Raw genomic sequence first — 14,535 nt, 5'->3', positions numbered from 1 at the left:
TCCGGTTACCGGCATCACGCTGGCGGACAGTGTCTCGCCGTCGTGTGTGGCTGCTGCTGGCACGTTCGACCTCGCGGTTGGTGCGTCGCGGCAGGTGTTCTGTGACCTGGCCAATGTCACGCAGAACACCACCAACACCGTGACGGCGACCTTCCCGGGTCCGGGTGGTACGCCGATCACCACGCCTCCTTCGGAGGCGACGGTGGATGTGATTCCGCCGGTGGTTCCGTCGCTGAGCGTCAACAAGGAGGTCTGCGCCTCGACCAGCGCTGCTGACTGCGGCGAGGGCGGCAAGGGTCCGTGGGCGAAGAGCACCACGGTGGTTTCGGGCAGCACGGCGTTCTGGCGGATCACGGTGACGAATACCGGCGCCGTCCCGGTGTCGGGCATTACGTTGGCGGACAGCGTGTCGCCGTCCTGCGTGAGTGCTGCTGGCACGTTCGATCTGGCGGTGGGTGCGTCACGTCAGGTGTTCTGTGACCTGGCCAATGTCACCCAGCACACGGTGAACGCCGTGACGGCGACCTTCCCGGGTCCGGGTGGTACGCCGATCACGACGCCTCCGTCCGAGGCGACGGTGGATGTGACCCCGCCGGTGGTTCCGTCGCTGAGCATCAACAAGCAGGTCTGCACCTCCGCCAACGCCGCCGACTGCGGCGAGGGCGGCAAGGGCCCGTGGGCCGCTACGGTGACCGTCCCGTCCGGTAGTACGGCGTACTGGCGGATCACGGTGACGAACACCGGCACCGTCCCGGTTTCTGGGATCACGTTGGCGGACAGCGTGTCGCCGTCCTGCGTGAGCGCTGCCGGGACGTTCGATCTGGCGGTGGGTGCGTCGCGTCAGGTGTTCTGTAACTTGGCGAATGTCACTCAGCGCACGGTGAACAGGGTGACGGCGTCCTTCCCCGGTCCGGACGGCAAGCCGATCACCACGCCGCCGTCCGAGGCGACCGTGGAGGTCACCAAGCCCGGTGTGCCTTCGCTGGAGATCGACAAGGAGGTCTGCCAGTCCGACAAGGCCGGTGACTGTGGTGCCGGCGGTTCCGGTCCGTGGGGCAAGGAGGTGACGCTGCACAAGGGCGGCGCCACCGAGGAGCCCTGTGACCCGGACAAGTGCCAGGCGTTCTGGCAGATCACGGTGACCAACACCGGTACGGAGGACCTCACCGGGATCACGCTGAGCGACCCGCAGGAGGTCGCCTGTGAGGCGGCTGCCGGTACCTTCGACCTGGCGGTGGGGCAGACCAGGAAGTTCTACTGCTCCAGCCTGATCGGCAAGGACACCACCAACACGGTGTCCGCGTCCTTCCCTGGCCCGGACGGGAAGACGATCACCACGCCGCCGTCGTCCGCCGTCGCCCGGTGCACGCCGCCGTGCGAGAAGGACAAGTGCCACGGGAAGCCGGGCCACGGCGGCGGTAACGGGCACGGCAACGGCAACGGTAGCGGCAACAACGGCGGCGGCGGGCACCAGCAGCCCGGCGAGCATCCCGGTCAGCACCCCGGCCACAGCGGTGGCGGGCTGCCGAACACCGGCTCGTCCGTACTGCCGTACTCCCTGGCCGGTGGAGCCCTGGCGGCACTCGGGGCCCTGCTGACCCTGTTCGTCAGGGCGCGCAGGCGCAGGATCGGTCAGGTGGGCGAGTGAGCCCGATCTGACGGGTTCGGAAGGTGAAGGGAATCGAATAGCGGGTGGCCCGGGAACGGTTCCGTTCCCGGGCCACCCGCTGTCGCGGTACCGGCCGATCAGTCCCGGGGGTCGGAGCACGTTGGTGACAGATGCTGACAAGGTTGGGACCCAACAGTCATACTCACGCGCAAACATGAGTCCGCATCAGGACTCAGTCCACTGATGAGCGCTTCACCGACGGGGGAGCCGAAGGATTTCGGCACGGAGGGGACGATCGACATGTCAGATCGGGCAACCGCGTTCGACCGGATGATGAACCCTTGGGCCTATGACGCGGACGGCAACCTGACCGCGCAGGCCAGGGCCCAGGAGGCGGCCCGTACCCAGATCAACTCGGCGCAGGCGCCCGGCGGGGGCGACGGAGGCGGTGTGACGTTCGCCGTGGATCCGGGTTCGCTCGCCATCGCGGGGACCAACTCCGACCAGGTCCACGGCCGGCTCAACACCGAGGGCAGGAGCGCCGACGACGCCACCGCGAAGGTCTCCACCTCGCTCGCCAACTGGAGCACCGGCAAGGCCGCCCAGGGCACCGCGAGCAGCTGGGACCAGTGCGTCGCCGCCCTGGGCAACGCCATCGGCCAGACCACCCAGGCGCTGCGCACCACCGCCGCCAACTACCAGCAGAGCGATTCGGCCGCGCAGGCCGGCTTCAACGGCTGAGAGGAGTCCGGACGTGGTCGACTTCCACGAGCTCAGCACCGCCAAGTTCGACGTACTGGACAACGCCGCCACCGCCTGGACCACCGTCGTCGAGAAGCTCAAATCGATGGTTCTCGACTGGCGGGGGACGGTCGTCGCCAAGGTCGACGCGGCCGGCTGGAGCGGCCCCGCGGCCGACCAGGCCAGGCCCTCGCTGAAGCGCACCGACAACCAGCTGCTCGACGCCATCACCGAGGCGACCGCGATCGCCTCGATCTTCAAGGACGCCGCGACCTCGTTCCAGGCCGCCCGGACCAAGCTGGACAAGGCCGTCGCGGACGCCAAGGTCGCCGGACTGACCGTCACCTCCGACGGCACCGTCAGCTGGCCTCCGCCGGACGCCGCCACCCGGCACGATGACGAGGCTCTCCAGGACTACAAGAAGGAGTGGGGCGACAAGGCGGAGGCGGCCCGCAAGGCGATCGACGCCGCCGTCGCCGAGGCCACCGCCGCCGACGAGCGGATCGCCTTCGCGCTGAACTCCGACAGCGGCACCGACCAGCAGAAGTCCTTCAACGGCAGGGCGCTCGGCGGCGGCCCGGAGGCGGACGGCGAGCGCGCCGTCGCCCTCGCCGCCAAGGGCGGGACCATCGGTGACTCCGAACTCAAGGAGTTGAACACGCTGTTGGCCTCGTACTCGGAGGACCCGAGGTTCGCCACGACATTCTACCAGGGCCTCGGCCCGGGCGGTCTGGTCAGGTCCTGGTACAGCATGGTCGGCGACCCGGCCCACCTCGATGTGACGGACGAGCGCTGGGCGCAGTACCGGGAGCTCCAGAAGAACCTCGGGCTCAACCTGGCCACCGCCACCCGCCGGAGCAACCAGCCGCACCTGTCCGACGAGTGGGCGGCCGACCTGCGCCGGGCCGGCGCCCAGCCGGTGGGCCAGGACGTCACCGAATCCGGTGCCCGGAGTGCCGTGTACTTCGGCTACCAGGTGCTCGCTCCGATCCTGGAGACCGGCACCTACGATCCGCACTTCCTCGACCCGATCGCCGAGCACGTCACGCAGCTGGACGCCACCATGAAGGGCAAGTGGCCGGCGCCGATGCCCCGCCCGGACGTACTACAGCGCGGCCTCAACCTGCTCGGCGGCCCCGAGGACGGTGTCGGCTACCAGCCGACCACCGGGATCATGACCGCTCTCGCCCACAGCCCCGCCGCGTCCCTGCGCTTCTTCACCGACGCGCCGACCGCCTACGACAGCAACGGCAACGCCAACCCCGGCGGCCCGGTCAGTCCGGCGGACTACCTCACCTACTACGCCCACGGGAAGTCATGGCATTCGGACACGCTCCTCGCGGGTGATTGGGAGAAGCCGACCCAGGCCGGCCCGGCCGCCTTCGGCCGGGCACTGGAAGCGGCCACCACCCAGCCCGTGGACGCCCAGCCGGTCGGCGCCGGCCCGGCCGGGCACACCGATGAACAGGCCCGCCTCATGCACCGGGTGGTGGACACCTTCGGCACCCACGGCGGCGACGGGGCGCTGGACGCCATCAAGGACAACAACACGCTCACCGCGATGCGGCCGAGCCTGGCGCGGATGACCGGTGACTACATGGGGGACGTGCAGAACGCGCTCGTCGGAGTGGCCGACGACTTTCCGGTCCGCGGCGTATCGGCCGACCTCAACACCCCCCACATGGTCGGGCTGTTGGACGCACTCGGACGCGATCCGGAGTCGTACGGCATCGTGGCCAACGCCGGCCAGGCCTTCACCAACACGTACGTCGCCGGGCAGATAGCCGACGGGGGGCCGGTCGAGGGGCTGAAGAGTCACGTCGGACACACCGCCCACGCCGGCGGGATGGTCATCGGCATCCTCGGCGAGGCCCGGAACGACGAGGTGCACAACCAGCACGCCGCCTCCGACCAGGCGTACAACGACGCCGTCGAGCGGAACGGCGGCTACGCGAAGACCGTCGTCGACAAGACTCTGAGCGTGGTGCCGGGTGGTGCGAAGATCCAGGGCCTGGCCGATCTGATCACCGACCATGTGATCAACAGCAACAAGGTCGACACCACGGAGGACGGTCGGCAGCAGGTCCGCGAGGACAACGCCGATGCCCGGGGCCAGGTGGTGAACGGCGTCCGGCAGGCGGTCGAGGACGGAGGCATCGGCCGCACCGACAAGCTCAGCCAGGACGAGCTCAAGGCCCTCAGGGAGAGCGCGATCGACGGCGCGGGCAACGGTTACACCGAGGGTGCCGTGAACCTCGTGTCGGTCTACCTGAAGGGCAGCAAGCAGTGAACCCGACCGGCCGGGTCGGCGGGCAGTGCCCCGCCGTCCCGGCCGGCCGGACCGATCGAGGGAACAGCTAGTGTCGGAGGGGAGTCCTAGGGCTTCCGATACACGATCACGCAGATGTGAGGCGGCTCCGGAAGGTCAGGGCCGCCCCGCATGACTCAGCGTCGAGATGCGGGTCCGGTCCGTGGGCCGTGCCGTTGCTCGGTGCGGTGGATCCGGAGGACACCGGATGAGGGTAGTCAGGTTCAGTGTTCGCGGTCTTGCGGAGCGGCGTGGAGAGCGGTGAGTGCCTGGGTTGCTTGGGCGACGCCTGCGGTGACCGCCTGACGGAAGGCCGCTTCGGCTCCGGCACGGTCCCCGGCCGCCTGGCGGATCTGGCCCAGGGTGAGGAGGGCTTCGGTGTGCCCCTTGGCGACAAGCGTGCGGAGAAGCAATTCGGCATTCTCCCGCCGCCCGTGCGCCGCTCGGACACAGGCGAGCGTTATCACGGTGTCGTACGAGAGATTCGCCAGGTCCTCGGCAGCAGGCCCCCGTCCGGTGAGTTCGAGGACGCGGGTCAGACCATGAGCCGCGTACGAGTGGCCTTCGCGGAGCGCGCGCCGGTACAGGCGCTCGGCGCGTCGGAGCTCACCCTGCTTCTCCCGGATGGCAGCAAGATCGAGCAGGATCAAGGTCATGCCCAGGTTGTACGCGTGCCAGTACAGTCCTGCGGCCGCTTGATGGTTGCCCTCCGCGGCATGCATCATCCCCAGGCCCCGCAATACGCCCGCCTCGCCTAGCTCAAGGGCGATCTTGGCGTACTCCTCGCTTCCCACGTGGTCACCGTCGTCGGCCAGGATCCAGGCCAGCTCCCGAGGCGCGTTCACGTCGCCTTCGACGTGATAGGCATGCTTGAGGACGGCGATAGCCCTCGGTTTCTCGTCCGGGTTCATGTACGTCCAGGCGAGTCCGGTGAATGCCTCGGTGTTGCCCGCTTGGAAGGCGCAACTGGTCAAGGCGAGGGCCAGCCGGTGTCGGCCCTTCGCGGCCAGCCAGCGGGCCTGGTACTCGATGCTGCGGGCACCGCCTGCGGCGAGGGCCTCCTCGTAGAGGTTCTGTGCTGCCTGTTGGTCGCCTTGCTCCCAGAGCACGGATGCGAGGCCCACGGTGGCGTCCACGTCGACGCCGGAGCCTACGGCCCGCCGGTACCACGCCTCAGCCGCGTCCAGATTCCCGTTCTGTTCGAGTCGCCAGGCCAATCGGACTTGAGCTTTCGAGTGACCGGCCTCGGCGGCGAGCGCGTAGTAGGGAGTGGCGTCGAGCTTGCCGTGGTGCTGTTCGACGTGCCAGGCCAGGGAATTCAGCGCGTTCCCATCGTCGGCTTTCGCGATTGAGAGGGCGAGTGACTTGGCGTCGGAGATCCGGTCGCGGGCCGCGGCGGCGCCAGCCAGGGCCGCTCGGTCGGAGGCGGTCGCATGCCGTTCAGCGGCGCGCCAGAAGGCGTCCCCGGGGCAGTGCAGCCCTCGCGTGAGGCGCGCGTGCTGTTCGAGGAAATCGGCGAGGCGAAGCCTGAGCCCGGCGCCTTCCGTCCCGCGGATGGGTGACAAGGGGCCGCGCACGCCTCGGCATGGTTCAGAGAGGTACTGGAGCGCCTCGGCGAACCATTCCTCCGGCGCGAGATCGAGCTCGAGTTCGGTGAGGTAGTCCGTGGCTGCGTCCTCCAGGAAGCCTGCGGCCAGTTCTGGACCGTGGCCGAAGCGGCGGGCGTCCATCGCGGCCTCAAGGACGGCGCGGGCGGTGGGGGAGGCGTTGGCATACCTCTCTTGCAGGGCGGGTCCGCCCGCCAGGTACTGGGTGATGTGCCGGCCCTCGGCCGACCGCGCGGCCTGGTGTAGCCGGACGTCGCTCAGGTCAGGCACAGTGAGGAGCGTGGCCACCTCGTCCTCGGTGAAGTGAGAGGGAACGCGGATCCATCGGTTCGCGAGCAGCGCGCGACGTTCCCGATTCTCGTCAGTGGTGCCCTCGGCCTTGGTCATCGGCCGCCGGTACGTGTGCCAGGACGTGCCGAGCACGAGTACAGGTGCCCTGTCCGGATCACGGATGAGTTCGGATAGTCCGGCGGCGACGGTCTCGTCCCGGTCGGCGTCGGTAGTGAGCAGGTACCGATGGATCTCGTTCAGCCATAGGACCGTCCGGGGTCCGACCGAGCGGAGGGAACTGAGCAAGGTGTCGGGTGACGGCGGGTGCCACAGCCGCCAATCGTCAGACAGCCGTTGGACGGCCTCCCAAAGTGCGCGGGTCTTGCCGGTTGAGGAGTCACCGAGCAGGACGGCCATGCCGCTTGTACCTTGCACTGCGTGATCCACGACCGTGTCGAGCGCCTCGTCGGAAGGCCTGCGCAGGTAAGGCGGGAGAGGATCATCGGCCAACGTTTCGTCCTCGACCCGGATCGCCCGGTGCACCTCGAGGGCGAACGGGTCGGCGCGAGCGACGGAGATACCCACGGCGTCCTCAGGCTTGTCGGCCCATCCGTCGGGACTGCCGTAATGCGCGGCCAAGGCATCCGCGTCGCAGAACCGTCGGGCGACCTGGTCGCCGAAGTAGCGTGCGACGATCCACGGCAGGGGGCGCAGCAGGCGGCCTAGGTATTCGGCGTCCCAGACTTCACCGAGCAGCAGATCGGGGAACTCGGCCTGGTACGCGAGCGCGAGTTCCCGTACCTGGGTGGAGATGCCCCGGCACGAGGTGACGATGACGAATCTGGTGGCGCGGTGGGGACGGCTGCCGTGGACGAATCGGTCGAAGGTCTCTCGGGCCGAGGCGACGGAGAACTCGGTGACATGCTTGGCTTGGAAGGCTGACCAGCGGCCGTCGACGGCGCGGCCGACCACGTCGATGCCGCCCTGCGCTTGGCCCGCGGTTCCGTAGCGGGCGACCTGGGTGAGTTCCTCGGCGGCCTCGACGAGTTCGCAGACCAGTCGCTCGAAGTCGGTCCAGCTCTGGGTGCCGAAGGGGAGTAGCTGGATCTTCGGGTCGGCCACCGGAGGTTGGGCGGGTGGGGTGCGGTGGGGCATAGGTGGCACCTTCGGGCTCGGCTTGATCATGCTCGTGAGCAGGTTATGCGGTGGTACCGACAGTTCGGCCGAGTCGGTTCTGAGGCTCGGCGCCGGGACGGGGTCGGACGACAAATCAGCACCCGTCACCAGTGGTGATGCGTCCGACTGAACATTCGATGGATACACAGTCGAACGAGGGAGAGCTTGTGTACTGAGTCGATACTCGGCCTGCCCCGGGTCTTGGAAGGCCGGTACGGCGTAATACTGTGACGCGATGATCCGGCCCGTGCCGGGCGAATCGCACCTTTGGGAAGGAAGCATGACAGAGCGCGACGAACCGGTGACCATTACGCTTGCCGGGATTGCACGGCTTGCCGGTGTCGGTCGGGCCGCGGTCAGTAACTGGCGTCGCCGCAACGCAGACTTCCCTGTGCCCGTCGGCGGCACCGACGCCAGCCCCCAGTTCTCGTTGGACGACATCGAGAGCTGGCTGCGTCTGCACGGAAAGGTCGATGAATCGGCCGGCGGCTGGGGGCGCCTGTGGCCCCGGATCGAGGACCTGGGCGACCGTGATCGAATGGGGCGCGTCGTTGCGGAGACCGGCCTGCTGCTGGCGGAGGCCGCCCAGGGGAGCGGGCAGCTCGCTGCCGAGTTGACGGATGCCGAGCGGGATCTCGTGGACGAGGCGCTGCGGCTGTCGCACCGCGACGGTAGCCGGACTGGGTTTCGGGTCCTGCTTGAGCGCTGGCTGTCCGCGCATGTGCGACAGGTGACCACGACACCACCCTCGCTCGCCGACACCATGGCCGAGATCGCTGCCGAACTGCGTGGCACGGCAGAGGTCCGCCACGTGGTGGACCCGGCTTGCGGTGTCGGCAATCTGCTCGAGTCTGCCGCACGGCGATGGGGAGGAGAGGAAGGGCTTCGTCTGACGGCTGTGGACTCAGACCCAGTGTCGGCCCGGTTGACCATGGCCAGACTCGCGCTGGAGCGGCCGGAAGCCCGCAGCACCGTGCTCACGGCCGACACACTTCGGGAGGACCCCGTTTTGAACGGGCCCGCCGACGTGGTCCTGTGCAACCCGCCGGCCAACGAACGGGACTGGGGCCATGCGGAACTCGCCACCGACCGCCGGTGGCAACACGGGCAGCCGCCGCGAACCGAGTCCGAGCTGGCCTGGATCCAGCACATCCTCTCCGTGCTCGGCGAGGACGGTGTGGCGGTCGTACTGCTGCCCCCCGCAGTGGCCTCCCGCAGGGCCGGCCGTAGGATCCGGGCCGCGCTGCTGCGGTCAGGCGTGGTCCGGGGGGTGGTCGCGCTGCCCACCGGCGCCGCCCCGCCGTATGGGGTGGGCCTGCACCTCTGGCTGCTGAGTGCTCCGGGGCGACGTCCCGCGGCGGCTTCGGTGCTGTTCGTGGACGCGGCCGACTGCCGGACCACGTCATCGGGCGGGAAGGGCACGGTCATCGACTGGGACTCTGTGCGCGACCGCACGGTGTCCGCGTTGCGCGGGGCTGCCGCGGAGCGCACGGCCGCAGTGCCGGTGGTCGACCTGATCGGGGACGAGACAGACCTGGCACCGGCTCGCCATGTTCCGGCCGAGGCGGCTGCGACCGCGGTTGACCTGGGCAGAGGCTGGGCCGGTCTGGACTCGGCGCTGCTGACACTGCGGGACAGCAGCGCCGTGCTCCGCCCCTTGGGCGTGGTGGCCGGGGCGACAGAGCCGCTCGACGTGAGCATCGCTGAACTCGAACAGAGCGGGGCGGTCGCCCTGTCGACCGGCGCGGCGGTCGCCTCCGAACATCTGCGTCGCGGAATGAGGCCCGAAGGCGCGGTCGAGGTGGTGGTGGCCGTCACCTCGGCCGAGCTGCCGGGGGAGACGCAGTGGGTGGATGCCGAGTCCGCCCAACTGTGGGAGGCGGCAGGCGAAGCCGTGCTGACCGCGTTCGGGGACGTTGTGGTGGTCGGCACGGCCTTCGGTTTCGATGCTTGGGTCGAGACCGAGGCACCACGTGTCCTCGGGCAGCACCTGTACCGCGTGCGGGTCGACCAGGACGTGCTCGACCCGTTCTTCCTTGCCGCCTGTCTGAGGGTGCGTGCGAACGCCCGTCGGGCGGGGACTCACGCGTCGAGCTCGTCGCGCGTCGATGTCCGGCGACTGCGGGTGTTGCGGCTCCCCGTGGAGGAGCAGCGCCAGATGGGTGAACTGCACAGACAGCTGGTGAAGTTCGAGCAGGCTGTGGAGGTAGCAGGGCTGGTGGGACGGCAGTTGGGCAGCACCCTGGCCGCCCTGTTGGCCGGCGGAAGACTGCGTCGCATGTGAGCCCGCGGCGGGGCGGGACGCCGACATCGGCTCAGCGCCGGGGCAGTCGACGGAGCAGGTCGTCCACGGCGTCGGCCTGCCCCTGTTCCGCAAGGTAGGCACCGACTTCCTGGCACATGTCGAGCAGTCGGGGTGGTGCCGAATCACCCTTGTCGAGGAGCACATCTGCCGCCCAGGACCAGAGGCGCAAGGCCTCACCATCCTGCTGGTCTTCGACCAGGCATTCGGCAGCCCCAAGGCGTGCCTCGACGAGAAGGTCCTGCAACGGCGCTTCCGTCGGCGTGGGCTCCAGCTGTCGGACCACCTTTCGGTAGCCGGTGCCCGCGGTGATCCAGTCTCCGGTGATCCGCGCCGCGTTGGCACAGACGAGCCGCCCGGCCAGGACATCGTGGTCGGCTTCGGTCCACTTCCGGCAGGCATCGGGAAGCAGCAGGGCGAGCCGCTCGACATGGGCCCCCGGGTTGCCCTGTGTCACCTCCTCGGCCGCCCGTCCGTTGAGTTCGCGGAGAGTCGAGCGGCTCGGGCCGTCCAGGGCGGCCCGCTGCACGCGTGGTCGGGCCCGCCGGACCGGCCTGGCGGGTACCGGGCCGGGGGCCCCGCCCGCGCGGAAGGGCAGGGTGGGATCGGGTCGGCAGGACGGGTTGGGGGCGGGGTCCCCGGGGCGGGGGAGCAGGGGCGCGAACACGGCCTCGATCTCCTCAGGGGAGGGCCTGAGTGATGGGTCCTTCGACAGCATCCGGGTGACGATCCCGACCACCTCGTCGGGAAGCCCGTCGACGAACTCGGAGACGGGTGGGGCGGGTGTCTCGCAGTGGTGGCGTTCGATGATGTAGTCGACATCGCTGCCCGCGAACACCAGGCGGCCGGTGATGAGTTGGAAGACGATGCAGCCCACTCCGTACACATCGGCGGTCGGCCCAGGTTGGCGTTCGCCGAGAATGATTTCCGGCGCCTGGTAGTGGATGCTCCCCGGCGTCCGTCCTTCGGTGTGGCGGGTCGCCAGCGGGTCGACGGGCAGGGCGATGCCGAAGTCGACGAGGTGGACCGTGCCGTCGTGGCCGAGTAGGACATTGTGCGGCTTGACGTCGCGGTGCACCACCTCGCAGGAGTGCACCCGCGCGAGGACGCGCAGTAGCTGTACCGCGATGGCCGCGGTCGCGGCCACAGGTGGGCGATTGGTCTGTAGGAACTGGTTCAGGTCGGCGCCGTCGATGAACTCGGTCACGAGGTAGGGCCGGGGGCGGGTCAGTTGGTGGGTGACGAGGGCCGGCACGCCCTGACCGCCCAGCAGCTCGTACATCGTGCACTCTCGCTGGAAGCGCTTGCGTTCGCTGACGGTCGGCCTGCGGCGGGTCAGTCCGGCATCGTCCTCGTTGATCGGCGCAAGGAACTTCACGGCGACGACCTTGCCTGTGTCACGGTCGACGGCCCGGTGGACCGCACCCATGCCGCCGCGGCGGGATGGGCCGCTGATCTCGAACCTGTTGTCCAATACCCACATGCCCCGCTCGGGTGCCCCATCCCTCGGCTCCACGCCGAACCCTCCGTCTTGTCCGCCGTCGTGTCCTTGGCACGGGCTCGCGTCCGCGTCGGGAGAGAGGCTACTGGAAATTCCAGGGGGCTCCATCGCGCGACTTGACTGTGTTTACAGCTTGGCCCAGTCTTGTGGCGTCAGATCACTGGTCGTCACGAGGAGTGCGGTCGTGTCGTCTTGGGAGAATCCCCCCGGCGTCGCCGGGAATCCCGGTCTTGTCCGTCTCGGACTGCCTCTGCTCAGGGACGAACCGGAGGCCTGCCCGGCTCAACGGGCGCTGCACGCACGTGTCTTGCTGTCGGAGTCCCCGCAGCCGCCTCGTTCGGCCGACCCGTTGCCGGATTTCCCGTTCCTGCCATGGCAGATCCTGGTGGACGCTGCGGAGTTCCGCGGTGGCGTCGAGCCGGGTGCGGACACCTACGAGGGGCGGAGGCTGGCATCCTGCCTGCCGGCTCACCGGGCTTGGGCGCGGGAGGCCGCTGCCACCTATGCGGTCGCCCACGAGAACGAGCAGCGGCGGCGCGATCCGACAACCTGTCCGCGAACGGTCCCGGTCGCCTCGCGCTGGATCGCGTTCAACGGTGGCGACGGCCCCGATGCCCGGGGTGTCGACCAGTACGAGCTCACGGCGTGGGGCCGGCAGTACGCCTCCGTTGACGGCACCGTCCGAGAGCTGTGGATCCCCTCCCTCGGCACGGCCAAGTCCTTCCGACCGTTGCCCGAACTCGCCGCTGCGGCAGGGATTCTGGCCATGGGTCACCCGGCGGACACCGAGTACTATCGTGCGCGGTGGAAGCCCCACCGGCCGGTTCCCGGGCCACCGAGTCGGGTGCGGGTGCTCGACGTGGGGCTGTCCGACGGAAGTGTGCGCCTCCTGCGCGACGAGGCCACCGGTGTCACCGCAGACTGGAGCGCCGACGAGGCCAGGAGACTGTTCGGGGCGCAGGTCGGTCCGCGCATCGCCGAGGTTCTCGACGGGCGGGGGCGCCGACCGAACCAGGACTGCGCGAAGTGCAAGTTGCTGAACTCCTGCCCGACTCTGCGGCGGGTGCCCGGTCTGTTGGGCGTGGGACCGCCGGCCCGCAAGCGACGGACGGTCTCGGTCTCCGACCTCAGGGCCCACCGCGACTGCCCGGCCCGTTACTACCTCACACGGGTGCTCAAGCTCCGTTCCGGCGCCCGTGAGAGCTTGGCGATCCGGCGTGGCCGGGCCGTCGATGCCTGGCTGAACGAGCGGCACGCCGACCCGGCAAGGGTGCCCTGTCGTCGGGTACCGCTGCCGATCTCGCTGCCGGGGCTCGACGAACACGAGCTGGACACGGCCCGTGAGATGATCCGCCAGCACCGGCGTCACTGCCCGTTCGACCGGATCGGCATGAGCGAGCGGTGTGTGCCGCAGAAGCGCGTGGCGGTGTACGACACTCAGGCTGATGTCGTCGTCGTCGCGGACTGCGACCTCCTTCACACCGAACGCGGTGGTGTGGTGTTGCGTGAGACCAAGACCTCCGCGCGACGCTACCGAGGGCGCCTGACGGAGCTGGAACGTTATCCCCAACTCGCCCTCGGCGTCCTGCTGATGGAATCGGGAGCCCTCGGCGGAGACCTGCGGCGCTCGCGCATCGAGCTGGAAGTCCTACGCCCCGACGGGGCCTCCGAGGAGGAGCTCAGCCCTGCGGACCCGGGGCACGTCGCGGCGGCGCGCGCGGTGTTGCAGTCGTACACAGAAGCCTGGGCCGCGGATACCGTCTACGCGGAGGCACCGCGTCCGGGCCTCGACTGCCGGGACTGCGAGGCGGTGCGCTGGTGCGCGACCGGCAGAGCCCGCACCGAGGGGGGCGCCGATGAGTGACCGCCTCGGCCAGGGCCTGCCGGAATCCCTGTGGTCGTGGGCCGCGTACGACGGTGTGCCGTTGCTGCGGACGCTGGCCCGCGCCATGTGCGAGCTGGAACGCCAAGGGGACCTGGACCACTTCACGCTGCCTTACCCTGCGGCCGCCCAGCACGCCCTGGACCGTACGGCTGCCGTCTGCCTGTTGCGAGGCGAGCGCCCGCCGGCCTCCCTCGCGGAACTGGTGGAGCGCTGCCGCTCGATCCCGCTAGAGGACTGGCCGCTTCGGCTTCCACCGGACACGGTGGGCCCGGGGGACCACCTGCTGGACGAATGGTCGGGGCGGCCCAACGAGCTCTGTCACGAGTGGGTCGACCGCGGACCCGACCCGGCGCTGCGCCATCGCGATCGCCAGGTGATCCGTACCGCGCTGGTCCTCTGCCGACAGTACGGAGAGGAGCAAACCTACAGTGCCTTTCGCAGTCTGCTCGTGCGGCAGCCGGTCCTGACCGCTGCCGGCATGTTCGAGGTACTCGGCAACATGGTTCTGGAGCCGGTCCACGAGCTCATCCGAATGGTCTATCTACCGGCCCCGGACGCGTACGTGCGGGACGGGGCCTACCGGGCCTGCGGGCGTTGCCTCACGCTGCTGGTGCCGTTGGGGCTCGACGAGTGGTGGTGTGAGCGGGACCGCTGTCGAGGGCTGGGTGCGCCACCACCCGGACAGGAACTAGAGGTCGCCGAGGTCGGCACCATGCTCCAACTGGAGCGTTCGTTGCGGCAGTTCGTCACCGGGCCGGGCAGGGCCGAGGTCGAGCTGGATCAGGACCTGCGCGCGCTCGGGCTCGACGTCGTGCTGTGGCCCGGGTACGACGCCTACGACCTGCTGATCAACTTCCCGGACGGACACCGCTGGGCTGTGGACGTGAAGGACCGGGCCAATCCGTACCTCCTCGGCGGGGAGGCCGAGCCGGTCCCGCAGGAGCCGCCCTATGACGAGGCGTACTGGGTGGTCCCCAGACACCGGGTCGATACGCGTCCCGACTACCTCGCGGCGTTCGAGCGCGGGCGCGCGGAGAGCGCCGCCGAACTGGTGCTGCTGACGGACACGGATCTGGTCGCGCGTGCCGCGCTGCGTCTCGGAGGAACGATAGGAGCAGGCGGTGCGTGACCGGAAC

At 69.5% G+C, this 14,535-nt stretch carries 8 protein-coding genes; 6 read left to right on the top strand and 2 right to left on the bottom strand.

The features are described from left to right. The 3 genes from QWJ13_RS33740 to QWJ13_RS33730 form a co-directional block, all read left to right on the top strand. Positions 1-1,648, top strand: a 1,648-nt coding sequence (locus tag QWJ13_RS33740) for a DUF7617 domain-containing protein (RefSeq protein ID WP_316529479.1), incomplete at its 5' end; no start/stop codon positions are given. A gap of 261 nt (positions 1,649-1,909) precedes the next feature. Then, the gene (locus tag QWJ13_RS33735; protein WP_316529478.1) at positions 1,910-2,350 is read left to right on the top strand and encodes a hypothetical protein; all 441 of its coding nucleotides are present in this window, start codon (positions 1,910-1,912) and stop codon (positions 2,348-2,350) included. A 13-nt stretch (positions 2,351-2,363) separates the two neighbouring features. Continuing rightward, positions 2,364-4,640 (top strand): hypothetical protein, encoded by a 2,277-nt coding sequence (locus tag QWJ13_RS33730; RefSeq protein WP_316529476.1) that lies wholly within the window; start codon positions 2,364-2,366, stop codon positions 4,638-4,640. Positions 4,641-4,882: 242 nt separating this feature from the next. On the opposite strand, the gene QWJ13_RS33725 is transcribed toward QWJ13_RS33730, so the two are convergent. Beyond that, positions 4,883-7,720: a tetratricopeptide repeat protein gene (locus QWJ13_RS33725; protein ID WP_316529475.1), complete on the bottom strand. Its 2,838-nt coding sequence runs from the start codon at positions 7,718-7,720 to the stop codon at positions 4,883-4,885. A gap of 271 nt (positions 7,721-7,991) precedes the next feature. Between QWJ13_RS33725 and QWJ13_RS33720 the strand changes: the two genes are divergently transcribed. After that, complete coding sequence (locus tag QWJ13_RS33720; protein WP_316529473.1) at positions 7,992-9,995, top strand: N-6 DNA methylase; 2,004 nt, start codon at positions 7,992-7,994, stop codon at positions 9,993-9,995. 31 nt (positions 9,996-10,026) lie between these two features. On the opposite strand, the gene QWJ13_RS33715 is transcribed toward QWJ13_RS33720, so the two are convergent. After that, positions 10,027-11,496, bottom strand: coding sequence for a serine/threonine-protein kinase (locus tag QWJ13_RS33715; RefSeq protein ID WP_316529472.1), 1,470 nt, complete (start codon positions 11,494-11,496; stop codon positions 10,027-10,029). Positions 11,497-11,821: 325 nt separating this feature from the next. Between QWJ13_RS33715 and QWJ13_RS33710 the strand changes: the two genes are divergently transcribed. Together QWJ13_RS33710 and QWJ13_RS33705 are read left to right on the top strand one after the other, a co-directional pair. After that, a complete protein-coding gene (locus QWJ13_RS33710) occupies positions 11,822-13,378 on the top strand; it encodes a PD-(D/E)XK nuclease family protein (protein WP_316529470.1) in 1,557 nt (518 codons plus the stop codon). Further along, on the top strand, positions 13,371-14,528 hold the full coding sequence (locus QWJ13_RS33705) for a pPIWI_RE_Y domain-containing protein (protein ID WP_316529469.1): 1,158 nt from the start codon (positions 13,371-13,373) through the stop codon (positions 14,526-14,528). The genes QWJ13_RS33710 and QWJ13_RS33705 overlap by 8 nt, the downstream gene beginning before the upstream one ends. Positions 14,529-14,535 lie beyond the last annotated feature (7 nt).

Origin of the sequence: Kitasatospora brasiliensis, assembly GCF_032654805.1 — a bacterium.
In the GTDB taxonomy this organism is placed as follows: domain Bacteria; phylum Actinomycetota; class Actinomycetes; order Streptomycetales; family Streptomycetaceae; genus Kitasatospora; species Kitasatospora brasiliensis.
This window is presented reverse-complemented; position numbering and strand designations above follow the sequence as displayed.

Excerpts from the sequence above, each read along its gene's own strand:
- QWJ13_RS33705 (WP_316529469.1), top strand. The coding sequence starts at position 13,371 with ATGAGTGACCGCCTCGGCCAGGGCCTGCCGGAATCCCTGTGGTCGTGG.
- QWJ13_RS33725 (WP_316529475.1), bottom strand. The coding sequence starts at position 7,720 with ATGATCAAGCCGAGCCCGAAGGTGCCACCTATGCCCCACCGCACCCCA.
- QWJ13_RS33715 (WP_316529472.1), bottom strand. The coding sequence starts at position 11,496 with ATGTGGGTATTGGACAACAGGTTCGAGATCAGCGGCCCATCCCGCCGC.
- QWJ13_RS33720 (WP_316529473.1), top strand. The coding sequence starts at position 7,992 with ATGACAGAGCGCGACGAACCGGTGACCATTACGCTTGCCGGGATTGCA.
- QWJ13_RS33735 (WP_316529478.1), top strand. The coding sequence starts at position 1,910 with ATGTCAGATCGGGCAACCGCGTTCGACCGGATGATGAACCCTTGGGCC.